Annotated in this window: 23 protein-coding genes; 10 read left to right on the forward strand and 13 right to left on the reverse strand. The window is 69.8% G+C overall.

Annotated elements, in window-relative coordinates; all coding sequences use genetic code 11:
* Window positions 1-6: 6 nt before the first annotated feature.
* The gene (locus tag ACWEPL_RS02730) at window positions 7-450 is read right to left on the reverse strand and encodes an SRPBCC family protein (protein ID WP_452434848.1); all 444 of its coding nucleotides are present in this window, start codon (window positions 448-450) and stop codon (window positions 7-9) included.
* Window positions 451-729: 279 nt separating this feature from the next.
* Here ACWEPL_RS02730 and ACWEPL_RS02735 point away from each other — a divergent pair, with 279 nt between their 5' ends.
* Together ACWEPL_RS02735 and ACWEPL_RS02740 are read left to right on the forward strand one after the other, a co-directional pair.
* Window positions 730-1173, forward strand: a complete 444-nt coding sequence (locus tag ACWEPL_RS02735) for an Rrf2 family transcriptional regulator (RefSeq protein WP_363976421.1) — start codon at window positions 730-732, stop codon at window positions 1171-1173.
* 150 nt (window positions 1174-1323) lie between these two features.
* Window positions 1324-2691 (forward strand): MFS transporter, encoded by a 1368-nt coding sequence (locus tag ACWEPL_RS02740; RefSeq protein WP_452434850.1) that lies wholly within the window; start codon window positions 1324-1326, stop codon window positions 2689-2691.
* 728 nt (window positions 2692-3419) lie between these two features.
* On the opposite strand, the gene ACWEPL_RS02745 is transcribed toward ACWEPL_RS02740, so the two are convergent.
* A complete protein-coding gene (locus tag ACWEPL_RS02745) occupies window positions 3420-3557 on the reverse strand; it encodes a hypothetical protein (protein WP_452434851.1) in 138 nt (45 codons plus the stop codon).
* Window positions 3558-3702: 145 nt separating this feature from the next.
* Between ACWEPL_RS02745 and ACWEPL_RS02750 the strand changes: the two genes are divergently transcribed.
* Window positions 3703-4095, forward strand: a complete 393-nt coding sequence (locus ACWEPL_RS02750) for an RloB domain-containing protein (protein WP_452434853.1) — start codon at window positions 3703-3705, stop codon at window positions 4093-4095.
* Window positions 4096-4275: 180 nt separating this feature from the next.
* On the opposite strand, the gene ACWEPL_RS02755 is transcribed toward ACWEPL_RS02750, so the two are convergent.
* The 9 genes from ACWEPL_RS02755 to ACWEPL_RS02795 all read right to left on the reverse strand — a co-directional run bounded on the left by ACWEPL_RS02755 (window position 4276) and on the right by ACWEPL_RS02795 (window position 13562).
* Complete coding sequence (locus ACWEPL_RS02755; protein ID WP_452434854.1) at window positions 4276-5100, reverse strand: alpha/beta fold hydrolase; 825 nt, start codon at window positions 5098-5100, stop codon at window positions 4276-4278.
* Window positions 5101-5210: 110 nt separating this feature from the next.
* Window positions 5211-6392, reverse strand: coding sequence for an RNA polymerase sigma factor (locus ACWEPL_RS02760; protein ID WP_452434857.1), 1182 nt, complete (start codon window positions 6390-6392; stop codon window positions 5211-5213).
* 112 nt (window positions 6393-6504) lie between these two features.
* On the reverse strand, window positions 6505-7062 hold the full coding sequence (locus ACWEPL_RS02765; protein ID WP_452434859.1) for a YciI family protein: 558 nt from the start codon (window positions 7060-7062) through the stop codon (window positions 6505-6507).
* A 279-nt stretch (window positions 7063-7341) separates the two neighbouring features.
* The gene (locus ACWEPL_RS02770) at window positions 7342-8508 is read right to left on the reverse strand and encodes a lipid-transfer protein (RefSeq protein WP_452434861.1); all 1167 of its coding nucleotides are present in this window, start codon (window positions 8506-8508) and stop codon (window positions 7342-7344) included.
* Entirely contained in the window at window positions 8505-8909 is a 405-nt protein-coding gene (locus ACWEPL_RS02775) for a MaoC family dehydratase (protein WP_363976441.1), read from the reverse strand. The genes ACWEPL_RS02770 and ACWEPL_RS02775 overlap by 4 nt, the downstream gene beginning before the upstream one ends.
* Window positions 8909-9835: a bifunctional MaoC family dehydratase N-terminal/OB-fold nucleic acid binding domain-containing protein gene (locus ACWEPL_RS02780; RefSeq protein ID WP_452434862.1), complete on the reverse strand. Its 927-nt coding sequence runs from the start codon at window positions 9833-9835 to the stop codon at window positions 8909-8911. The genes ACWEPL_RS02775 and ACWEPL_RS02780 overlap by 1 nt, the downstream gene beginning before the upstream one ends.
* Window positions 9832-10986, reverse strand: coding sequence for an acyl-CoA dehydrogenase family protein (locus ACWEPL_RS02785; protein WP_452434864.1), 1155 nt, complete (start codon window positions 10984-10986; stop codon window positions 9832-9834). The genes ACWEPL_RS02780 and ACWEPL_RS02785 overlap by 4 nt, the downstream gene beginning before the upstream one ends.
* Window positions 10986-11957, reverse strand: a complete 972-nt coding sequence (locus tag ACWEPL_RS02790; protein WP_452434865.1) for an acyl-CoA dehydrogenase family protein — start codon at window positions 11955-11957, stop codon at window positions 10986-10988. Before ACWEPL_RS02790 ends, ACWEPL_RS02785 begins: the two co-directional genes overlap by 1 nt.
* Entirely contained in the window at window positions 11958-13562 is a 1605-nt protein-coding gene (locus tag ACWEPL_RS02795) for an AMP-binding protein (RefSeq protein ID WP_452434866.1), read from the reverse strand.
* Between the two features lie 234 nt (window positions 13563-13796).
* Here ACWEPL_RS02795 and ACWEPL_RS02800 point away from each other — a divergent pair, with 234 nt between their 5' ends.
* Complete coding sequence (locus tag ACWEPL_RS02800; RefSeq protein ID WP_355205529.1) at window positions 13797-14393, forward strand: TetR family transcriptional regulator; 597 nt, start codon at window positions 13797-13799, stop codon at window positions 14391-14393.
* A gap of 177 nt (window positions 14394-14570) precedes the next feature.
* Here the strand turns inward: ACWEPL_RS02800 and ACWEPL_RS02805 are convergent, their stop codons facing one another.
* On the reverse strand, window positions 14571-15530 hold the full coding sequence (locus ACWEPL_RS02805) for a GlxA family transcriptional regulator (RefSeq protein ID WP_363976455.1): 960 nt from the start codon (window positions 15528-15530) through the stop codon (window positions 14571-14573).
* A 78-nt stretch (window positions 15531-15608) separates the two neighbouring features.
* Between ACWEPL_RS02805 and ACWEPL_RS02810 the strand changes: the two genes are divergently transcribed.
* The 5 genes from ACWEPL_RS02810 (at window position 15609) to ACWEPL_RS02830 (ending at window position 20561) form a co-directional block, all read left to right on the forward strand.
* Window positions 15609-16550, forward strand: coding sequence for an NADP-dependent oxidoreductase (locus tag ACWEPL_RS02810; protein ID WP_452434920.1), 942 nt, complete (start codon window positions 15609-15611; stop codon window positions 16548-16550).
* A 97-nt stretch (window positions 16551-16647) separates the two neighbouring features.
* Complete coding sequence (locus ACWEPL_RS02815; protein ID WP_363976458.1) at window positions 16648-17637, forward strand: sigma-70 family RNA polymerase sigma factor; 990 nt, start codon at window positions 16648-16650, stop codon at window positions 17635-17637.
* Window positions 17638-17679: 42 nt separating this feature from the next.
* Window positions 17680-18795: a steroid 3-ketoacyl-CoA thiolase gene (locus tag ACWEPL_RS02820; RefSeq protein WP_363976461.1), complete on the forward strand. Its 1116-nt coding sequence runs from the start codon at window positions 17680-17682 to the stop codon at window positions 18793-18795.
* 40 nt (window positions 18796-18835) lie between these two features.
* Complete coding sequence (locus ACWEPL_RS02825; protein WP_452434869.1) at window positions 18836-19855, forward strand: MBL fold metallo-hydrolase; 1020 nt, start codon at window positions 18836-18838, stop codon at window positions 19853-19855.
* A gap of 25 nt (window positions 19856-19880) precedes the next feature.
* Window positions 19881-20561: a FadR/GntR family transcriptional regulator gene (locus ACWEPL_RS02830; protein ID WP_452434871.1), complete on the forward strand. Its 681-nt coding sequence runs from the start codon at window positions 19881-19883 to the stop codon at window positions 20559-20561.
* Between the two features lie 5 nt (window positions 20562-20566).
* On the opposite strand, the gene ACWEPL_RS02835 is transcribed toward ACWEPL_RS02830, so the two are convergent.
* Entirely contained in the window at window positions 20567-21289 is a 723-nt protein-coding gene (locus ACWEPL_RS02835; protein ID WP_452434873.1) for an SDR family oxidoreductase, read from the reverse strand.
* A gap of 102 nt (window positions 21290-21391) precedes the next feature.
* On the opposite strand from ACWEPL_RS02835, the gene ACWEPL_RS02840 reads away from it, so the two are divergent.
* Window positions 21392-22246 (forward strand): helix-turn-helix transcriptional regulator, encoded by an 855-nt coding sequence (locus ACWEPL_RS02840; RefSeq protein WP_363976470.1) that lies wholly within the window; start codon window positions 21392-21394, stop codon window positions 22244-22246.
* Window positions 22247-22249 lie beyond the last annotated feature (3 nt).

Genomic DNA, 22249 nt, shown 5'->3' on the forward strand with positions numbered 1-22249 from the left:
AGCCGTTCACGTCAGTCGTGGGGCTCGGCCGACGAGGATGTCCGCGCGGGCGGCTTGCACCTGGCGGGCCTTGCGGGCGGCGTACCGCAGCACCGGCCCCAGTGTCGCGTGCACCGTCAGCACGTCCTCGACCGCGGTCCCCATGCCGTCCGCGGTCAGCCCGAACCGGTAGCCGAGCCGCACTCCGCCCGGGCTGTCCACCTCGCCCTCGATACCTTCCTCGATGGCGCGTAACGTCACCTCGATCAGGTTGTCGTACTTCACCAGGCCGAAGAAGCGGAACCGCTCCACGGCCACGAACCGCGTCTCGCCGGGCTCCCGGCGAACGTCGCGTACCGCCACCACGAGCGGCGACAAGCCGACGTAGTTCGACGGCTCGCTGAGGTGCGCGAGCACCGCGGGCGGCGGAGCAGGAACGTGAAAAGCGTGACGGAGCACGGTGCCCGGCATCGTTCACCTCACAGTCGTCGAAGGACTGCAACCGAGTATGACGCCGGGGCCGCCCCGAACCGTTCGGCGAGGCGGGCCACCGCGGCGGCTGTCTCCACGCAGATTCGGTCCTGTAAAAATCTTTGCGCAGCATGAACAGAACCCTGGGCTCCCGGTTCGGGGGCGGGTGAAAATCCGATCGCCCATCCGAAGATCGTGGAGACGCCCGGGATTGACGGACGGCCATACCGCAACTAGCTTGGTTGCAGTATGGCGGATGTCGACCGAAGGGTGAGAGCAGTGAGCCTCAGCAGTAGGAGTGCTGTCGCGATTCATGCGCTCACGATGTTGGGTCGCTGGGATCGCTCGCTGACCTCGACCGAGATCGCCGACAGTCTGGCGAGCAATCCCGTACTCGTGCGACGCATCCTCGGCAGCCTGCGGGATGCGGGTCTGGTGTGGTCGACGGAAGGTCGCGGGGGCGGATGGTCGCTCGCTCGTCCCGCTCGTGAGATCACGCTCTACGACGCGCATGTCGCCGTAGAGGCAGGGCCGGTCCTGTCGCGGCACGCCCATCCACCCAGCGACGCGTGCGAGGTCGGCCGCCACATGCAGACCCTCCTTGAGACGGAGTTCCGGGAGGCCGAACAGGCCATGCAGGAGCGACTGGCTCAGACGACCATCGCCCACCTGGTCCATCAGGTGCTGACCGAAGAGCGAAAACCGGCGACACGGCACCGGTAGCTGGATAACGGCGGAGAGGACGTCTCCGCCGTTTCTCTTCATCTTAACTGTAACCAATCTGGTGGCAGTAATGGCCACGCGGAGGGACGCTGAATGACAGCCGCATCGACCAGAACAGGACGAACTGGTTCCGCGCCGACACTGCTGGCTGTGTTGACGCCGGCGATGCTCGCCACGGTCATCGCCAGTGACATGGTCAATCTGATGCTCCCCTCGATCGGCGAGGAGTTCGGGGCTTCGGAGGCCGAGCTCGCCTGGGTTGTCACCGGTTTCCTGCTGATGTTCTCGGTCGGCATCCCGTTCTACGGCCGCATCTCTGACCGGGTCAGTCTGCGGCGTCTGTTCTGCTTCGCTTTGGTGACTTACGCCGCGGGGAGCCTGATCTCCGCGCTTGCGCCGGGGCTCCTGGTGCTCGTGCTCGGACGGATCGTGATGGGGGTGGGCGCGGCTGGGTTGCCCGTGCTGTCGATCATCGCCGTCACCAGGCTGATGCCTGAGGACAAGCGAGGGATGGGGATCGGCGTCGTGTCCGCGGCCACAGGGATCGGCACCGCCGCAGGACCGGCCATCGGTGGCGGGATCGGCCAGTTCGTCGGCTGGCCCGCACTGTTCTGGATGATGCTCGTGGTCGCGCTGGCGCTGGTTCCCGCGGCGTGGCGCGTGCTACCAGGCGAGCGCCCGGCCGGCGCGGGCCGCTTCGATCTTCCGGGTGGCATCCTGCTCGGACTCGGCGCCGGGCTCATCCTGTTCGGGATCACCCAGGCACAGGCCGCCGGTGTCGCGACCCCGTCGTCCTGGGGCAGCCTAGCGGTGGCTGTGGCGGCGTTCGTGCTGTTCGGGTGGCGCACGGTCCGCCTCGCGGATCCGTTCGTCCCGCCCGCACTGTTCACCAGCCCGATCTACCGGGCCGCGGTCGTCGTCGCGTTCCTGGCCATGGTCGTCAATCTGGGTGGCATGGTGTTCGTTCCGCTGCTCGTGGTCGACGTCAACGGTCTCGAACCGGGCGCGGGTGCCCTGATGATGATCCCGGCCGGAGTCGCGGTCGCCGCCCTCTCACCGTTGATCGGTCGCCTCGCCGACCGCATCGCCACCCGACTGCTCGTGCTGCCGGGGCTGGTGGCCGTAGGGCTGTTCTCCCTGTTCCTCTCGACCTTCGCGGGAGGCAGTTCGGTGATCCCCGCAGGGCTCGGGATCCTCGGACTCAGTGTCGGCTTCTTCTTCGTGTTGACCCCGATCATCAGCGCGGCTGCGAGTGCGCTTCCGCCCGGCCAGGCCGGCGTCGGGCTCGGAATCCTGCAAGGAGCCCAGTTCCTCGGCGCAGGCACCGGCCCCGCTCTCCTCGGCGTGCTGGTGACCGCGCGGCAGCAAACCGTCGCTGATGCCTTCAATCCCCTCCATACCGGGCAAGACGGTGCTGCCTATTCCGATGTCTTTCTGGCCATGGCCGTGATCGCCGTCCTCGCAGTGATCGCCGCGTTCAGGATGCGTCCAACAGCCACCGCGGATACGAAGGGGTAAGGCGCCGGCGATCGGGTTTCTCATGAGCGACAGGTCGTCAGGTTCCGCATGGGCATTGAGCTCGAGGCCGCTGTCGACCACCCGGGAAGACAATAAGGCGCTCGCGGTCCTTGCCATCCTTAAGATCGAGGATCTCGCTTGCGATGACCTCACCGTCGGCCAGTTCATGGGCCCCTGACCGCCGAAAAGTCAGCGGCTCTCCATCCCAGGATGTGGAGACCAGGACGTTCGAGAACGTCACGCCGTCGCCGCTCGCGAGTTGGCGGCGCAGTGCGGCGACAGGGTCGAGGCGAGCCTCGGCTACGGCTGACGGTGGGACGATCACGGCAACGGACGTGATCGTCAGGGCAAGCGCCCAAGCCTCATGCGGTCGTCTTCCTCGAAAACGGGGCCAGGCCGGATGATCATCGCAGGCGGAGATCTCGTCCCGGTATCGACGCTTCACGCCGCTGTCCGCACATCCGAACCATGATCGCGAAGTGTCACTGGAGTACTGGGCGAGAAGTCGGAGCTCACGCGTTCTCATGTTGTGAAACCGAGTAGCCGAAGGCCGGGATGGCTGCGGTAGTGGTCGGTGGCGGCGGCGATGTTGCTCCAGCCGGTCAGGCGGGCCAGGCCGATTGCCAGGTTGCGGAGGCCGGCCATGATTCGGGGTGCGCTGCCCGTCCGGATGCGGGAGGCGTCTTCGCGGTAGGTGACGTCGCGGATGTGGTGCAGGGCTTCGATGCTCAGTGGCCGCGGATCAGCGCGAAGAGTTGAGCGTGGGTGATCCGGCCCAGTGGGAGGCTGGTGACGGCGTAGATCGTCACGATGGTGGTTTTGCCAGTCTTGTGGTCGGTGCGGCGGCATTTGACCTGGATGGCCAAGTGGCGTGGGGAAGGGCAGGTGCGGGGCGGGCGGTGCAGATCCTCACGCGGCGGATCTCGCGGCGGCCGTGTCCGGTTTCGTCGGTGCGATCGTTGAGGATCGCTGCGACTGGCGTAGACAACCGACGATCATCGGGGGTCGCGTTTGTCATTCGCCCCCCGGGGTGCCCCTCAACCACCGCCGCGTCATGCCCCGCAGGCGCCCACCAGCCGAGAACGCTTCGGCCCTGATCAGTGGGAGGACAAACCGCGGGCGGTCAAGACGGCCGCAGAGGCTGGGATCGAGCTCGCGTTTTCACACCCATCATTTGACCTGCGGCTCCTGCTGCACTTTCAGCCATTCGGAGGAGCTCAGGGCGGCAGCAGCAAGCTCGAGATCGAGAAGCTGCGACAGGCCACGGACTCGGACGCCTTCAAGAACTACGACAAAGGGAGCGACAAGAGCATCAGAGGTCCTCGACGCGATGCCTTGAAGGGACGGGCGGATGCGGTGGCGCATGCTCGGCGATTGGCGGTCTCCTGCTCCCACAGCGTGTAGGCCTGCTCATGCGAAGACCGAGCCGATCGACCGCGATGCCGAACCACAGTCCCCCAGGAGTGGGCGGCCCGCTCCGGTCACGCCCTGTCCTTCAGCGTGATCCGTCCACCGACGTATGGCGCCTGCTGGTTGCGCTGGGTATTCACACAGACGGAATTACTTTCGAGAGTGGGTGGGCCACTAGGTCGTCGCTCTGGTTAGGACGTTGATGAGGGTGGCGGCAAACTCGGCGGGCTGGGACCAGTAGCCGGTATGGTCGCCCGGGAAATCGATCACGTGTTTCCCCCAGCGGTCGGCCAGGGCAAGGCTGGGGCGGTAGGCGAAGTGCTGACGGGAGTCCCGGCCGCCGGCCATCACGATCCGCTCCCGCTGGGCGTCGAGGGTCACCAGATCGGGACGATGACCGGGTGCCTGCCGTACTTCGTGGTCAAGGAAGAAGCCGATGTTGGCCGACAGGCGGTGGATCAGTTCGGGGTCGATGTGAGCCGGCCGCTGGAGCGCGTCCAGGCCGATACCCGTCATGAACATCCGCATCGCCGGCTCCGCGCCGTCCCGTCGGTAGGTGTCGTACACCTCCTGGAAGAACGTCCGCCACCTGGGTGCATCGGCCAGCACCTCCGCCAGGGGCGGCTCATGGGCGATCAGCCTGGTGACCAGGTCAGGGCTCTGGCTGATCAGAGCGAGTCCGATGACCGCGCCCGCGCTGCTGCCGAAGACCTGCGCCGGTCCCCTTGCAACCGCCCGTAGTAAGCGACGCGCGTCGTCGACGTGGGTATCGCCCCAGGCGCTGTTGTCGAATGATCCGTTGACGGTGCTTCTGGAGAACCCTCGCCGGTCGTAGGTGATGACGGCGTAACGAGGGGCGAGTAGGTCCGCGACGGCGTCGAACAGGTCGGCGTCGCCGTTGCTCCCAGGGATCAGCAGGAGCGCGGGCCCTTGCCCGCGCACCTGGTAGTGGAGGCGGGCACCGGGCACGTCCAAGGTGTGGGTCTGCTTGACGGGCATGGCGATGATCCTTTCCTTGCTTACCTGTCGTAAGGTAAGCAAGGCTACTAACCGGCCGTCAAGTAAGTTGCGCCGAAGTTCCAACCCACTCGGGACACATGCTCCAACGACTAACCCGAGCCTGTCCTGCCTGCCAGTTCCGTAAGCCGGCGTTCGAGGAAGCGCCGTTCGGCGCCGTCGTCGGTGAGTTGTCTCGCACGTCGATAGGCGTCACGCGCCTCGTCGGTGCGCCCGAGGCGTCGCAAGAGTTCGGCCCTGGTCGAGTGCAGGTAGCGGAAGTCGTCAAGACCGAGTTGGTCGACGATGCGCAGACCGGCCTCGGGGCCTTCGGCCTCGGCGATCGCGATGGCGCGGTTGAGCTCCACGATCGGCGAGCCGGTCAGGCGGGCGAGCCGGCCGTACAGGGCCGCGATCTGCGCCCAGTCGCACGGCACCTCGGCGTGCAACGAAGCGATGGCGGCCTGCAGGACATAGGGCCCGCGGCCGCGCAGGGCGATCGCCCGGTCGAGCTCCGCGCGCCCGGCGGCGATCTGCTCGTTGTTCCAGCGTGACCGGTCCTGATCGTCGAGCAGCACGAGCTCGCCGTCGCTGAACCGCGCCTCGCGACGGGAGTCGTGCAAGAGCATCATCGCCAGCAGCCCATGAACCTCGGGGTCGTCCGGAAGCAGTTCGGTCAGCGCGCGTCCCAACCAGAGCGCCTCCGCCGCCAGCTCGTCGCGGCCGCCGTAGCCCTCGTTGAAGATCAGGTAGACGACGGCGAGAACGGCGTCGAGCCGCTCGCGGAGCAGGTGAACCGGTGGCACGCGAAAGGGGATCCCCGCTGCTTTGATCTTGCGCTTGGCCCGCACCAGCCGCTGCGCCATCGTGCGCTCCGGCACCAGGAAGGCACGGGCGATCTCGTCGGTGCTGAGCCCGCCAAGGGTGCGCAGGGTGAGCACCACCTGCGCCTCGATCGCGAGCGCCGGGTGACAGCAGGTGAAGATGAGTTCCAGGCGCTCGTCGGGAAACGTCGTGGCGTTCATCGGCACCTCCGTACGATTGCCGGCGACGAGCAGGCCGAATTTGGTCGTGAGGGCCCGGTCGCGGCGGATGCGATCCGTCGCTCGGTTCCGAGCCGTCGTCATCAGCCAGGCGCGCGGGTTGCTCGGGACCCCGTCGCGTCCCCACCGGTCGGCGGCGATCGCGAACGCCTCCTGCGCGGCTTCCTCGGCGACGTCGAAGTCGCCGAGGAAGCCGATCAAGGTGGCTAGGACACGGCCCCATTCCTCGCGGAAGACCTGTTCTAGCGTCACTACCAATGCACGTCCAAGGGGTGGATCTCGATGGCCGCGTCGAGGTCGTCGGGCTCGAGGATGAACCAGCCGCCTACGGCCACCTTCATCCCGACGAACGGGCCGTCCGTCGTCAGGAGGTTTCCTTCGACCAGTACACCTCTGAGGGACGGATCTCGATGGCGCCACCGTAGCGTGCCGCAGGGTGACGGGCGGCCAGCTCGATGGCCGCGTCGAGGTTGTCGGCCTCGAGGATGAACCAGCCGCCCAGGGCCTCCTTCATCCCGACGAACGGGCCGTCCGTCGTCAGGGTCTTGCCGCCTTCGACCCGCACGGTGGTCGCGTTCTCGGGCAGGCCCATCGGCACCCCTGGGGTGACGCCCGGCGTCTGATTGATCCCTTGGTAGTCGGCGTAGACCTGCTTCCGCTCCTCCTCGGACAACGTGGCCTGTCCCTCAAGCGCGGCGCCCTGAAAGATCAGCATGACGTACTTCATCGTTTCCTCCTCGTCGCTACCAGGTTGGTCGCGCAGTAAGACGAACGGCGAGCCATGAAATCGACAGGTCGACTGGAAATCTTTCTCGCCTCGGCCCGGTTCTGGCACGTGACCAGGCGGCTCGGCGAGATCAGCGTGCTCGCGCTGATCGTGGGCGGCACCTGTGATCAGCCCGTTCCGCCTGATCCGGTCCACGCCACCGCATCCGGAATTTCGGAAGCGCGCCTGGTCTTCCTTCCAGTCGAGGGTATGTCACCGTGCTTTTGAAGTCGGCGGCATGGCCCGCGGTACGTCGGTCGGGGTGAGCGTCACTCCGCCCACCGCTTCGCCGGTCAACGGGTCAGTCGGCCCGCCGCTTCGCCGGTCAACGGGTGAGGTGACCGGCGAGCGGAGCGAGCAGGGGTTTCGGTGGGCTCCAGCAGGCCAGACCGGTAACCGGGTCACGGGTGGGTGAGCCCCGGCCCACCTACACGCCTACGAGTCGGAGGAGAGGATCAGGCCGCTGGTGGGTACGCCGGTGCCGGCGGTTACCAGGACGTTTCGGACGGCTGGGAGTTGGTTGGCGGCTGTGCCTCGGATCTGGCGGACGGCTTCCGCGATGCCGTTCATGCCGTGGATGTAGGCCTCCCCCAGTTGGCCTCCGTGGGGGTTCACGGGCAGGCGGCCGTCCAGTTCGATCGTGCCGTCCCGGAGGAAGTCAGGGGCCTCGCCTCGGGCGCAGAAGCCGAGCTCTTCCAGTTGGGCCAGGACGAACGGGGTGAAGTGGTCGTACAGGATTGCGGTCTGGATGTCTTTTGGCGATAAACCGGACATGTCCCAGAGCTGGCGGGCTACCACGGCGATCTCGGGGAGGCCGGTCATGTCGTCGCGGTAGTAGCTGGTCATCATCATCTGGCCCGATCCCGCGCCCTGGGCCGCGGCCGTGACCAGGGCGGGTGATCTGCGGAGGTCGCGGGCCCGTTCGGCCGAGGTGACCACCAGGGCCACGCCGCCGTCGCTCTCCTGGCAGCAGTCGAGCAGGTGCAGCGGCTCGACGATCCATCTGGACGCCTGGTGCTCCTCCAACGTGATGGGGCGCCGGTAGAACCAGGCGGCGGGGTTGGTGGCGGCGTGGCGGCGCATGGCCACCGCCACCCGGCCGAAGTCCTCCGAGGTCGCGCCGTACGTGTGCATGTACCGGCGGGCGAACATCGCCACCCAGGCCGCCGGCGTCATCAGCCCGTACGGCACGTGCCAGCTCATCTCCAGCCCCTGGGAGGTGGGCTCGCCGGTCAGGCGGCTGTTCGGCTGGCCGAAGCGGCGGCCGGAGCGTTCGTTGAAGGCGCGGTAGCAGACGACCGTCCGCGCCATCCCCGTGGCCACGGCCATGGCGGCGTGCGCCACGGTCCCACAGGCCGCGCCGCCGCCGTACTCGACCCGCGAGAAGAACGTCAGGTCTCCGATCCCCGCCTCCCTCGCGACGGCGATCTCCTGGTTGGAGTCCTGGGTGTAGGTCACCATGCCGTCCACGTCGCCGGGTGAGAGCCCGGCGTCGTCCAGCGCCGCCAGTACGGCCTCCGCTGCCAGCCGCAGCTCCGAACGCCCCGACTTCTTGCTGAACTCGGTGGCACCGATGCCCGCGACGGCAGTACGCCCGCTCAACACGGCTTTCCCTCCTCGGCCAGGGCGAAGGTGACGGTCCCGGTGGCGTGGTCGCCCAGGCTCACCTTGCCGCGTACCTCGACCGTCAACCGGCCCTCCTCGCGCGACACGACCGTCCCGTTGAAGCACAGCCGGTCCCCCGCGTACGCCGGGACGCCCAGCTTGACGGCGACCCGCTCGATGACGGCCTCGGGCCCGGCCCAGTCGGTGACGTACCGCTCGACCAGGCCCATGGTGGTCAGGATGTTGAGGAAGATGTCCTTCGAACCCTGGGCGCGGGCCTTGTCGACGTCGTGGTGCACCGGCGTGAAGTCCATGGTGGCCAGCGCCGTGGAGACGACGAAGGTGGGGGTGAGGTCGATGGCCAGCTCCGGCAGCGCGGACCCGATCTCGGTACGCATCACGCGTCCTCCTTCGAAGGAGCCCACATCGGCAGGACGAGCTGGTCGTCCATCGGCCGGTACGTCACGCGCAACGGCATGCCGACGGCCACCTCCTCGATCGGACAGTCCACGACGTTGCCGACGATCCGTACCCCCTCCGGCAGCTCCACCACGCCGACGACGAACGGCGTCTCCCGGCCCGGCACCGGCGGGTGGTGGTGCACGACGTAGCTGTAGAGGGTTCCGTGGCCGCTCGCGACCAGGTGGGAGCTGTTGGCCGAGCGGCATTGCGGGCATAGAGGGCCGGGCGGGTGGCGGTGGTGGCCGCAGTCGGCGCAGGTCTGGATGCGCAACTCCCTTTCCCGTACGCCTTCCCAGAAGAACGCGGTGTCCTGGTTGATCGCCGGTTGGAGCGGGTACGCCGGCCGGTCGGCGGCGGGAGCCGCCTTGGTGCGTGGGCGAAATTTCAGGACTCGGAAGAGCATTTCGGCGACCGGCACGTCGTCCTCGCCGTACCAGGTGACCTTCCAGGTGGCGAAGAAGCCGACCCCCAGCGCCGTCCGCTTGGGCCCGGCCAGGTCCGAGAATCGGGTGGCCGGGGTGAGCCGCTCGCCGACCCGCGCGTACCGGTGATAGGTCTGCTCGCAGTTCGTCGCCACGACGCCCGTGTAGCCGCTCGCGTCGAGCGCGGCCATCATGTCGTCCACCGCCGAACGGTCCTTCGCCGACCGGCGCACCCCCGGCATCGTCCACACCTGGGCCATCGCGGGCGGGGCGACCCCTTTCTCCAGGTACGCCGGGTTCTCGTCGCCCATGGCGTCCAGCCAGTGCCGGATCATGGGGCCGTTCACCGGGTCCTGCGCCGGGGTCCCGCGCACCTCGCCCAGCGCCGCCTGCTTGCCCGCGAGCTCGTGCAGCTCCTCGTCACTCAGTGGAGGGGTCATCGCGGCGGCCTCGGCAGGTTCAGGCCGAGCATGGCGATCAGCTCCCGCTGCACCTCGTTCACCCCGCCGCCGAACGTCAGCACCACCGCACCCTTCACCCCGTGATCGGTACGTTCGAGCAGCTCGGCCGTCTCCGGATCCGACGGGTCCCCGTACCTGGCCAGGATGTCGCCGACGATCCTGCCGACCTCCTGCATGCGCTCGGAGCCGTAGATCTTGGTGGCCGACGCGTCGGGGGCGCCGAGCCAGCCGAGGTCCATGTTCGCGGCGACCTGCCAGTTCAGGAGCTCGTTGGTGCGGAAGAAGCCCCACACCCTGGCCAGCGCCCGCCGAACGTCCGGATTGTCCGCCACCCCGGTGCGGCGGGCCCAGGCGAGAAAGCGGTCGTAGGTCTGACCGAGGTTCCCGGCCGGGCCGAGGGTGACGCGTTCGTGGTTGAGCTGGTTGACGATCAGGTCCCAGCCCCGGTCCACCTCGCCGACCACCATGTCCACGGGCACGCGTACGTCGCTGTAGTAGGTCGCGTTCGTGTGGTGGCGGCCGTCCATGGTGACGATCGGCGTCCAGGAGAAGCCGGGGTCGTCCGTGGAGGCGATCATCATGGTGATGCCCTTGTGCTTCTTGGCCTCGGGGTTCGTGCGGGCGGCCAGCCAGATGTACTGGGCGTAGTGCGCGCCGCTGGTGAAGACCTTCTGGCCGTTGACGACGTAGTGGTCGCCGTCGAGCACCGCCATGGTGCGCAGGGAGGCCAGGTCGGTGCCGGCCTCGGGCTCGCTGTAGCCGATGGCGAAGTGGCACTCGCCGGCGAGGATGCGGGGCAGGAAGAGGTCCTTCTGCTCCTGGGTGCCGTACTGCATGAGCGTGGGCCCCACGGTCTGCACCGTGATGATCGGGTACGGAACGCCCGCCCTGGCTATCTCGTTGGCGAAGATCTGCTGCTCCAGGGGGCCGTAGCCGCCTCCCCCGTACTCCTTGGGCCAGCCGAGGCCGAGCTTGCCGTCGCGGCCGAGGCGGCGGCAGTGCTCCATGTACGCCCCGCCGAACGGGTCTTCCGCGATCTTCCTGCGGTCCTCGTCGGTGAGGCAGCCCTGGAAGTACTCGCGCAGCTCGTCGCGCAGGGCGCGCTGGGCTGGGGTCAGGTCGATCAGCATCAGAGGAGCGCTCCGATCAGGTCGAGCTGGGCGTCGGCGCCGCCGAGCAGGTGGGACAGGTGCTTGGCCTGCGCGAAATAGCGGTGCAGCGGGTACGTGACGTCCAGCCCGAGGCCGCCGTGCAGGTGCTGGCAGGTGTAGAGGGCCTTCCAGGCCTCGCTGACGTGGTACGCGGCCAGCGCCAGGTCCTCGTCGGCCGGCAGGTCCTCGGCCAGGCGCCAGACCGCCGACCACATGGCCACGTCCAGGGCCCGCGCGGCGATGTAGACGTCCGCGATCTGCATGGTCACGGCCTGGAACTCGGCCAGCGCCCGGCCGAACTGCTTCCTCGTCCTGATGTACTCGGTGGTCAGCTCCAGCGCGCCCGCCAGCACGCCACTCGCCTGGGCCGCCACCGCCGCCATGAACAGCCGCCGGGCCCCGGTGACCGCGTCGGTCCCCGCGACCCGCTCGGCCGGAGTTCCGTCGAGCACGATCGTGGCGGCGGGCTCGCCGGTGGAGGTGTACTCGGGGGTCGTGGCCGGCGACTCCACCAGGAACAGCCCCTCGTCGGCGGTGACGAGCACCAGGTCGCCGGGGTACGGCACCGAGACCTTGCGCCCGGTCAGCGCCCAGCCGCCGTCCACGGCCCCGGCGGCCGTCGAAGGCGGGTCGGCCAGTGCCCTGCCGGGCTCGCGGAGCGCGAGGGTCATCCCGTTCTCGCGGCGTTGCTGGTCAAGGGTGCCATAGCGGGCCAGGGTCAGCGTGCTCACCAGCGCGGGCAGTGCGGGCACCGGCGCCGCCCGCGCTCCCACCTCCCGCAGCACCACGGCCATCTCCACGGGCCCGAGCCCGGCTCCCCCGGCCCCCTCCGGCACGCACACGCTCATGAGCCCGGCCTGCCGCAGCCGCTCCTCGTCCCCTTCCCTGGCGAGCACCTCGGCCGCCAGCTTCCGCAGGTCCTGCTGGGTTTCGTCCAGGTTGAAGTCCATTCACGTCTCCAAGAGGTGTTGCCTGCCGTGCCGTACGAACTCCTCCTCGATCCCCTTGACGTCCGAGTCGGTCAGCGGCCGGAGGCCGGAGCCCGACCGCATCCAGACCGGGTCTGCGGTACGCCAGCCCTCGCGGGCGAGGACCCGCTTGATGACCTTGTGGGAGGGCGTCTGGGGCAAGTGATCAGAAAGGCGGATATATCGGGGTAAGGACTTGGCACCCAGATCGCGGCGCGCCGCCAGGAACGCCGTGAACGCCTCCGGGTCGAAGGCCCCCTCCAGCACCAGCGCCGCCATGACCTGGTCGCCCGCCGCCGGGTCGGGCACCGGGTAGACGGCCGCCTCGACCACCCCCGCGAACTCCCTCAGCGCCGCCTCGATGGGCGCGACCGCCAGGTTCTCGCCGTCCACGCGCAGGCGTTCGGTGCCACGGCCCGCGAAGAACACGTAGCCGTCCCCGTCCGCGTACGCCAGGTCGCCCGACCAGAACGCGCCGTCCCTGACCCGCTCGGCGTCCGCCTCGGGGTCGTTGTAGTAGCCGTCGAACAGCCCCCGCCCGCGCACGTTGACCAGTTCGCCGACGGCTTCGTCCGGGTTGAGCAGGCGGCCGTCCTCGATCCGGCCCGGCGGGCAGGGACGGCCGGTGAAGGGGTCGAGGATCAGGATGCCCTCGGGCAGCCGCCCCAGGCACCCCGGCGGCCCGGACGGGTCGGGGGTGAGCGAGATGGCCGTCTCCGTGGAGCCGAAGGCGTCGATCACCCGGCACCCGAACCGCTCCCCGAACCTCCTCGTCGCCACCGCGCTGCCCTCGTTCCCGAACGCGATCCTGAGCGGGTTGTCGGCGTCGTCGGGGCGCTCGGGGGTGGCCAGGACGTAGGAGAGCGCTTTGCCCACATAGTGCAGGTACGTGGCGCCGTACCGTCTGATGTCGGGCAGCAGCCCCGACGCCGAGAACCGCCGCCGCAGCGCCAGCGCCGCCCCCGACACCACGGCCGGGGCGTAGGCGGCCATGAGCGCTCCGGAGTGGAACAGCGGCATCGAGCAGTACACGACGTCGGACGGCGTGAGCAGCGCCCCCAGGCTCAACCCGGGGACGGCCATCTTGCGCTGCGTGATCCGCACGGCGCGCGGGCGGCCAGAGGTGCCCGAGGTGAAGATCAGCATCACGAGATCCTCGGGCGCGGCATCCTCGCCGGACGCGGCGTCCGTGGGGGACGACGAGGCGTCCGGCAGGGGCAGCACCTCCACCCCCAGCGCCTCGGACAGCGGCCCGGCCAGCCCCGCGTAGGGGGTGTCCGCCAGGATCAGGTCCACGTCCGTGGCGCGGGCGTCGCGGATCAGCTCGTCGACCGAGCGGGTCGGGTTCAGCGCGACGACCACGTGCCCGGACAGCGCCGCCCCGCCCACGAGGAACACCAGCCCTGGAACGTTCTCGCTGAGCACCCCCACGTGCAATCCCGCGCCGCGCCCGGACAGCCAGGCCCCGGCGGCGCGGCAGGCAGCCACGTGCTCGCGCCATGACCACGTCGTGTCCTCGAACATCAGCCCAGGTCGATCGTCGTCGGCCCGTGCACGGAGCAGGGCCGCCAGCGTGTTCGCCGCCATCCGGAGTCTCCACCAAGCGCTCGGTCAGCCGAATCGCAAACTAGAACAGATTCTAATATCTGTCCAGTGCCCACCTATCCTGATAAGTCGCGACATACGGCTGTAACGCCACAGACATGGGGCTATAGGGCTTCTTTGTGACCCGCGAGTAACAAGCCACGTCATCGAGAAATCAGATAACGTGTTCTTATGCGTACCACGCACGCCGCGCCCTCCAGCGACACCGAGGGGACCATGGAGAGCCACCCCACGCCGGGCACGCACAGCGTCCGTACGCGTAGCCAGCACCAACGCCGCAAGCGCATCGTCCAGGCCGCCGCCGCGCTGGCCTCGCGCGGCGGGGTCGAAGCCATGCAGATGCGCACGGTGGCCGAGCGCGCGGGCGTGGCGCTTGGCACGCTCTATCGCTACTTCCCGTCCAAGATGGACCTGGTGGTGGCGGTGGTGGGCGAGGAGATCGACCTCCTCGAGAGCAGCATCGAGCGGCGTCCGCCCGGGGCCACCACCCCGTCGAGCCGCGCGGTGGACGTGCTCATGCGGGCGACCCGGGGGCTGATGCGCGAGCCGGAGCTGGCCGACGCGCTCATCCGCTCGTTGATCATGGCTGAGGTGCAGACGCCGTTCGGGGAGCGCATCACGGGGCTGCTGCTGCGGGTCTCGGCCGACGGCCTGACCCTCGAGGACGCCACCGAGGAGCAGGCCGACCTCGCGGGGTCGCTGGCCAGCGTGTGGGTGCAGGAGCTCCTCGAGATGCTCCGCGGCCGCCGCACCTACGACCAGATCCAGCGCCGCATCGAAACCGCCGCCGCACGACTTCTCACCGACATCTGACCCGTCGCCCGCCGCACTTCGGCAGAAGAGCAAAGCCCTACGTTACGGCTGCGCACGGGCAGGCCACCCGCCGCACTTCGGTTCAGGGCCCTCCAGGAAACGGCCGCTGACCCTTCAGTGGCGCGCCGCCGTTACGGCGCGCACAGTGGGCCGCCCGGGTGGTGTCCGGTGGGCCGATCACCTCATGTGGAACGTGCGCCGATACGCGTGCGGCGAGACCCCCACCGCCGCCTGCAGGTGCTGCCTGAACGAGGCCGCCGTCCCGAAGCCGGCGCGGTCCGCGACGCGGTCCACCGGCAGGTCGGTGCTCTCCAGCAGCTGCCTGGCCAGCGCGATCCGCTGCTGCGTCAGCCACTGCCCCGGGCTCAGCCCCACCTCCTGCCGGAAATGCCGGGTGAACGTGCGCCTGCTCATCCCCGCGTGATCGGCCAGGTCGTCCAGCCGGAGCGGCGTGCCCAGCCGGGTCATCGCCCAGGCCCGGGTGGGGGCGGTGCCGACGCTGGACGGCTCGGGCACCGGGTGCTCGACGTACTGCGCCTGGCCCCCGTCCCGCCACGGCGGCACCACGCAGGCCCTGGCCACCTGGTTGGCGACCCGGCTGCCGTGGTCGCGGCGGACGAGGTGGAGGCAGAGGTCCACCCCGGCCGCGGCGCCGGCCGAGGTGAGCACGTCGCCGTCGTCCACGAACAGCACGTCCGCGTCCATCCGCACCTTCGGGAACGCGGCGGCGAACCGCTCGGCGTCCCGCCAGTGCGTGGTCGCCGGACGGCCGTCGAGCAGCCCGGCCGCCGCCAGCACGTACGTGCCGATGCAGATGGAGACGATCCGGGTTCCGGGGCGGATCCGGGCCAGCGCCGCGGCCAGCCCGGCGGGCATCGAGTCCGCGCCCGTGAGTCCGGCGAACCACTCCGCGGCGGGCACCACCACCGTGTCCGCGCTCGCCAGCACGCTCGCGTCGTGCTCGACGGCGATGGAGTAGTCGGCGGCCGTGGCGACGGGACGGCCGTCGACCGTGCAGGTGACCACGTCGTAGAGCGGCTCGCCGCCGGGCCCCTGCGCGGCGCGGAAGATCCTGGACGGCACGCTCAGCTCGAACGGGATGACCCCGTCCACAGCGAGGACGGCAACGCGATGCATGGCCCGATTTTTACACATCATGACCTTTGGGCCACTCGCGGGCCTGGTCCCGGAACCAGCAGGCTGGGTCTCATGAAGATGAAAGCGATCAGCCAGGACGTCCTGGGCGGCCCTGAGGTTCTGAAGACGGTTGAGGTCGAGCGGCCCGTCCCCGGCCCGACCGAGGTGCTGGTGCGGGTGGAGGCGGCCGGGCTGAACCCGACCGACTGGAAGACCCGCGCGGGCGGCGGCTTCCTGCGGGACAAGCTGCCGTTCGTGCTCGGTTACGACGTCTCGGGCGTGGTCGAGGACTCGGGCGTCGGGCAGGCGCTCTACAAGCCGGGCGACGAGGTGTTCGGCATGCTCAAGTACCCGGACGCGCACGGCGCCTTCGCCGAGTACGTCACCGCGCCGTCCCGCCACTTCGTGCGCAAGCCCGCCGCCGTCGACCACGTCCAGGCGGCCGGGATCCCGCTCGCGGGGCTGACCGCGTACCAGGCGCTCGTGGACGTCGCCGGGCTGAAGGGCGGTCAGCGCGTGCTCGTTCACGCCGCCGCGGGCGGGGTGGGGCACCTGGCGGTGCAGATCGCCAAGGCGCGCGGCGCGTACGTGATCGGGACGGCCAGCGCGGCCAAGCACGAGTTCCTGCGCGGCCTGGGCGCCGACGAGCTGGTCGACTACCGGAGCGAGGACTTCGCCGAGGTCGTGCGGGACGTGGACGTGGTGCTCGAGACCATCGGCGGCGACTACGGGCCGCGTTCGCTGCGTACCCTGCGCAAGGGCGGCACGATCGTCTCGCTGGTGCTCCGGGAGCTCGACCCCGACCTGCACCGGCAGGCCGCCGAGCTGGGCATCCGCTCGGAGGCCATGCTGGTGGAGCCCGACCACGCCGCGATGCGCGCGCTCGCGGCCCTGGTCGAGGCGGGCAGGCTGCGCGCGGAGATCGCCGCCGCCCTGCCGCTGGCGGAGGCGGCCAAGGCGCACGAGCTCGGCGAGACGAACCGGGTCACCGGCAAGATCGTGCTCACCGTCTCCCACTGACCTGATTCATGGTCATTTCTTTGGGTCCGTAAAAGGTTTCCCTTAATCGACCGGCCGTGCGGTCAATTGTCGGTGGCAACGTCTATACAAGGGAGGTATGACCGACAAGCCGACGAACGAGGAGTTCCTCCAACAGGCTGACCCGATGCGGCGCGAGCTGCTGGCGCACTGCTACCGGATGATGGGCTCGGTGCACGACGCCGAGGACCTCGTCCAGGAAACGTATCTGCGCGCGTGGCGGGCCTATGAGGGCTTCGAGGGGCGCTCCTCGTTGCGCACGTGGCTCTATCGCATCGCCACCAGCGCCTGCCTGACCGCGCTCGACAGCCGGAGCAGGCGGCCGCTGCCCACCGGTCTCGGTGCCCCCAGCACCGAGCCGACCGCTCCCCTGGTGTCGGACCACGAGGTGCCGTGGCTGGAGCCCGTGCCCGACGCCCTGGCAGGCGTCGGCGGCGACGATCCCGCCACGATCGTGGCCGGCCGCGAGAGCATCAGACTTGCCCTGATCGCCGCGCTGCAGCACCTGCCGCCGCGGCAGCGGGCCGTGCTGGTGCTGCGTGACGTGCTCAGGTGGAAGGCCGCCGAGGTGGCCGAGGCGCTGGAGACGTCCACCGCGGCCGTCAACAGCATCCTCCAGCGGGCCCGCGCCCAGCTCAACGAGGTGCAGCCGAGCCTCGACGACCCGGTCGAACCGCTGTCGGCCGAGCAGCGGGCCCAGCTCGACCGCTATGTCGCGGCGTTCGAGAACTATGACGTCGACAGCCTGGTGCACCTGTTCACCAAGGACGCGGTCTGGGAGATGCCGCCGTTCGTCGGCTGGTACCAGGGGCCCGAGGCGATCATGGAGCTCACCAGGACGCAGTGCCCGGCCGAGCGCCCCGGCGACCTCAAGCTGGTCCCGATCGCCGCCAACGGGCAGCCGGCGTTCGCGGTGTACTACCGCGAGAACGGCGTCTACGGGCAGTTCGCGATCATGGTGGTGACGTTCGCCGGGGAGCAGATCCGGCACGTCGGCATGTTCTTCGAGGAGAGCCTGTTCGAGACGTTCGGGCTGCCGTCGACGCTGGAGGGTTCCACGACAAAGTAGAACGCGTTACAGTCTCGCCAGAGCAACGTTCTGGAGGCGACTGTGGGCACACCTGTGATCGTCGAGGCCGTACGCACTCCCATCGGCAAGCGAGCCGGCTGGCTGGCCGGGTACAAACCGCAACAGGTTCTGGCTACCGCGCTGAACGGCCTCGTCGAGCGGTCGGGGCTCGACCCGGCGGCCGTCGAGCAGGTGTTCGCCGGATGCGTGACCCAGGCGGGCGAGCAGGGCGGGCACGTCGGGCGCTACTCGTGGCTCTACGCCGGGCTGCCGTACCGGACCGGGGTGACGACGGTCGACGCGCAGTGCGGGTCGTCGCAGCAGGCGGTGCACCTCGCGGCGGCGATGGTGCGCGCGGGCGTGATCGAGGCCGGCGTCGGCTGCGGTGTCGAGGTGATGAGCCGGGCGCCCCTCGGCAGCAACGTGCGGCCCGCCACGGCCAAGCCGGACGACTGGAGCATCGACCTGCCCGACCAGTTCACCGCGGCCGAGCGGATCGCGCGGCGGCGCGGGCTGACGCGGGAGCGGCTCGACTGGCTCGGGGCGCGCTCCCAGCGGCTGGCGGCCAAGGCGTGGGCCGACGGGCGGTTCGAGCGCGAGATCGTGCCAGTCGGGGACGTACGCAGGGACCAGGGCTTACGCGAGACCACGGTCGAGACCCTCGCCAACCTCAAGCCCGTCGCCGAGGGCGCCCTCCACACCGCGGGCACCTCGTCGCAGATCTCCGACGGCGCCGCGGCGGTGCTGGTGATGAGCGAGGAGGCGGCCGCCAGGCACGGGCTGCGGCCCAGGGCGCGGATCCTGGCGCAGGCGCTCGTCGGCGCGGAGCCGTACTATCACCTGGACGGGCCCGTGGAGGCGACGGCCAAGGTGCTGGCGGCGGCCGGGATGACGATCGGCGACATCGACAGGTTCGAGGTGAATGAGGCGTTCGCATCGGTGGTGCTGTCGTGGGCTGGCGTGCACGAGCCCGACTTCGACCGCGTCAATGTCAACGGCGGCGCGATCGCGCTCGGCCATCCGGTCGGTGCCACGGGCGCGCGGCTGATCACCACGGCGCTGCACGAGCTGGAGCGGTCGGACTCGGCGACCGCGCTCGTCACGATGTGCGCCGGCGGGGCGCTGGCCACGGCCACCATTCTCGAGCGGGCCGGCTGAGGGCTCGGCCGGTGACACTCATCACCCGATCGGGGGGCGCATGAAGAGCAGACGCAGGCCGTACGCGGAGCAGCGGCCGCAGGATCTCGGCGGCGGGGTGTGGAGCGTGCCGGTGCCGATCCCGGGCAACCCGCTCGGCTACACGCTCGTCTACGCCCTCGAGTCCCCCAAGGGGCCGGTGCTGGTCGACGCCGGGTGGAACCATCCGGACGCCTGGGACGCGCTCAGCGGCGGCCTCGCCGCGGTCGGGATCGACGTGAGCACGGTGAGCGGGGTGGTCGTCACCCATTTCCATCCCGACCACGCCGGGCTCGCGGGGCAGGTCAAGGACGTGTCCGGCGCGTGGATCGCGATGCACGAGGACGATGCGGCGCTGGTCAGGCTCATGCACGACTATGCGGCCGAGGAGCACGAGAGCTTCCAGTCCGACATGCTCCGGCGGGCCGGGGCCGATCCCGGCGAGGCGCGGCAGGCGGTGAGCCGCCCGACGCCGCCGGCGCTGCCCGACCGCCGGTTACGTGACGGGGACCTGGTGGACCTGCCCGGCCGCAAGCTCCGGGCCGTCCACACGCCCGGCCACACCCCGGGGCACATCTGCCTGCATCTGGAGGATGCCGACCGGCTGTTCACCGGCGACCACGTCCTCCCCGACATCACCCCCCACGTCGGGATTTATCCGTATGACCGGGACGATGTCGATCCGTTGGGCGATTTCCTGGACTCCTTGGACCGGATCGCCGACCTGGGGCCCCTGGATGCGTTGCCCGCACACGAATGGATATTTCCTGATGTGGCCGCGCGAGCCGTCCAGATCCGCCACCATCACGATGAGAAGCTCGTACGGCTGCGCGCCCTCCTGGCCCGGCGGCCGGAACCGCTGACCATCTGGGAGGTCGCCGCGATGATGACGTGGAACAGGCCGTGGGACGACCTGTCCCCGATGCTGAAAGGCATGGCGGCAGGGGAGGCCGCGGCGCATCTGCGCGCTCTGGAGGCCAGGGGCGAAGTTCGCCGGGTCCCCGGTGTCGATCCCGTCCGCTTCCAGGCTCTAGACTCCTAGACATCCGATGTCTAGGGAGCGAAGCGTGGCGGTCACCGACGCGGCCATCGACAAGATCAAACAGATGATCCTCTCGGGCGAGCTGGCCCCCGGCGACCGGCTGCCCAAGGAGGCCGACCTCGCCGAGCGGCTCGGCCTGTCGCGCAACTCGTTGCGCGAGGCCGTGCGCGCCCTGTCCCTGATCAACGTGCTCGACGTACGTCAGGGCGACGGCACGTACGTGACCAGCCTGGAGCCGCGGCTGCTGCTGGACACCATGTCGTTCGTGCTCGACCTGCACCGCGACGACACGGTGATCCAGTTCTTCGAGGTCAGGCGCATCCTGGAGCCGGCCGCGACCGCGATGGCGACCGAGCTGATGACCGACGCCGACGTCGGGGAACTCCGCGTGATCCTGGAGTCCCTGCCCGCGGAGCCGACGGTCGAGGAGCTGGTGGCCAACGACCTCCAGTTCCACCAGCGGATCGCGCGGGGTTCCGGGAACAGCGTGCTCTGCTCGTTCATCGAGAGCCTGTCAGGTCCGACCACTCGGGCCAGGATCTGGCGCGGGCTCACCCAGGAGGGGGCGATGCAGAAGACGCGGGAGCAGCACACCGCGATCTACGAGGCCATCGCCGCCCGCCAGGCCGACGTGGCCCGGTCCTGGGCGACCGTGCACGTGGCGGGCGTGGAGTCGTGGCTGCGCAAGGCGCTCGATCTCGACTGACCCCGCTACCAGGGGTTGGTGCCGCCCTGCTCGCTGAGGAAGACACCGGTCGGGACGTCGGGCAGGGTGGCCTGGCGGGCCACGTGCTCGCCACCCTCGTCGGCGGTCAGCGTCCCGATGAAGCCGTTGAGGTCGGTGGCGCAGAAGCCGGGCGCGACCGCGTAGACCTTGATCGGCGTGTCGCGCAGCTCCTCGGCGTAGATCAGGGTGACGGCGTTCAGTGCTGCCTTGGAGGAGTTGTAGCCGAGCAGGGTCGCGTACTGGCGCCACTCGGACTCCTCGTCGGCCAGGAACGCGAACGTGCCCAGGCCGCTGGAGACGTTCACCACGCGGCCGGCCTCCGACCTGCGCAGGAGCGGGAGCATGGCGTTGGTCACGGCGACGACGCCGATCACGTTCGTCTCGTAGACCTCGCGCAGGGCGGCGACCGGGAGCCGGCTCGGCGTGCGCTCGTGGTCGCGGCTGATCGCGGCGTTGTTGATAAGTAGGTCCAGGTGGCCGAACTCGCGCTCGACGCGAGCGGCGGCCGCCTCCACGGTGTCCTGGTCGGTGACGTCCAGGCGTACGAACCGGGCGTCGAGCCCTTCCCCCGCCAGCTCCTCGGCGGCCTTCCTGCCGCGTTCGGGGTCGCGGGCCCCAACCAGGACGACATATCCGGACTTGGCCAGTACGCGGGCGGTGGCGTACCCGATGCCCTTGTTGGCACCGGTGATGAGTGCGATGTTCATGCCCTCAAGGCTGAGCGGGGCCGCGTACGAACGGGAGAGAACCGCTGAGGCCCGGATTGACAGTCCCTGGTTACGGCGTCGCGGACCAGGCATCCTGAGGTCATGGACCGGATCAACAGGGCCGGCCTGGCGGGCTTCCTGCGCAGCCGCCGCGAACTGGTGCGGCCGTCCGACGTGGGCCTGGAGGGCGGCAAGCGCCGCCGCACACCCGGGCTGCGGCGCGAGGAGGTCGCCCGGCTGGCCGGGATGTCCGTCGACTACTACGCCCGCCTGGAACAGGCCCGCGGACCTCGCCCGTCGCGCCAGATGCTCGGCGCGATCGCCAGGGCGCTGCGGCTGACGGACGACGAGCGTTCCCACCTGTACTACCTGGCCGGCGAGCCGCCCGGACCGCCTCCCGGCCCGTCACAGGACGTCAGGCCCGGCGTCCTGCACCTGCTCGACCGGCTGGACGACACCCCGGCGCTCGTGTCGGACGCCAAGTACGACGTGCTGGCCTGGAACCCCCTCGCCGCCGCGCTCCTCACGGACTTCTCCGTGCTCCCGCCCGGCGAACGCAACCTCATCTGGCGCTACTTCACCGACCCTCGGGCCCGGGACCGCCACGACCCCGAGGGCTCGTGGCGGTTCGCCCGGGAGTCGGTGGCCGACCTGCGCGCCGCCGCCGCCCGCTACCCGGACGACCCCGGCATCCGCCGGCTGATCGACCGGTTGCTGGCCGCCAGCACCGAGTTCGCGGAGCTGTGGGCCGGACACGACGTCACGGTCCGCAGGTCCGCGCGCAAGCGGATCAACCATCCGGCGGTGGGGTGGCTGGAGCTCGACTGCGAGACGCTGCACGTGCCCGAGGGCGACCAGTGGATCGTCCTCTACACCACGGCGCCGGGATCGCCGTCGTACGAGGCACTGCGCCTCCTCAAGGTCATCGGCACACAGAACCTCCAGCACTCCCCCTGAACC

The sequence above is a fragment of the Nonomuraea sp. NPDC004186 genome (assembly GCF_053603495.1).

Excerpts from the sequence above, each read along its gene's own strand:
- ACWEPL_RS02730 (WP_452434848.1), bottom strand. The coding sequence starts at position 450 with ATGCCGGGCACCGTGCTCCGTCACGCTTTTCACGTTCCTGCTCCGCCG.
- ACWEPL_RS02755 (WP_452434854.1), bottom strand. The coding sequence starts at position 5,100 with ATGCCCGTCAAGCAGACCCACACCTTGGACGTGCCCGGTGCCCGCCTC.
- ACWEPL_RS02775 (WP_363976441.1), bottom strand. The coding sequence starts at position 8,909 with ATGCGTACCGAGATCGGGTCCGCGCTGCCGGAGCTGGCCATCGACCTC.
- ACWEPL_RS02780 (WP_452434862.1), bottom strand. The coding sequence starts at position 9,835 with ATGACCCCTCCACTGAGTGACGAGGAGCTGCACGAGCTCGCGGGCAAG.
- ACWEPL_RS02785 (WP_452434864.1), bottom strand. The coding sequence starts at position 10,986 with ATGCTGATCGACCTGACCCCAGCCCAGCGCGCCCTGCGCGACGAGCTG.
- ACWEPL_RS02790 (WP_452434865.1), bottom strand. The coding sequence starts at position 11,957 with ATGGACTTCAACCTGGACGAAACCCAGCAGGACCTGCGGAAGCTGGCG.
- ACWEPL_RS02795 (WP_452434866.1), bottom strand. The coding sequence starts at position 13,562 with ATGGCGGCGAACACGCTGGCGGCCCTGCTCCGTGCACGGGCCGACGAC.
- ACWEPL_RS02800 (WP_355205529.1), top strand. The coding sequence starts at position 13,797 with ATGGAGAGCCACCCCACGCCGGGCACGCACAGCGTCCGTACGCGTAGC.
- ACWEPL_RS02805 (WP_363976455.1), bottom strand. The coding sequence starts at position 15,530 with ATGCATCGCGTTGCCGTCCTCGCTGTGGACGGGGTCATCCCGTTCGAG.
- ACWEPL_RS02810 (WP_452434920.1), top strand. The coding sequence starts at position 15,609 with ATGAAAGCGATCAGCCAGGACGTCCTGGGCGGCCCTGAGGTTCTGAAG.
- ACWEPL_RS02815 (WP_363976458.1), top strand. The coding sequence starts at position 16,648 with ATGACCGACAAGCCGACGAACGAGGAGTTCCTCCAACAGGCTGACCCG.
- ACWEPL_RS02825 (WP_452434869.1), top strand. The coding sequence starts at position 18,836 with ATGAAGAGCAGACGCAGGCCGTACGCGGAGCAGCGGCCGCAGGATCTC.
- ACWEPL_RS02835 (WP_452434873.1), bottom strand. The coding sequence starts at position 21,289 with ATGAACATCGCACTCATCACCGGTGCCAACAAGGGCATCGGGTACGCC.
- ACWEPL_RS02840 (WP_363976470.1), top strand. The coding sequence starts at position 21,392 with ATGGACCGGATCAACAGGGCCGGCCTGGCGGGCTTCCTGCGCAGCCGC.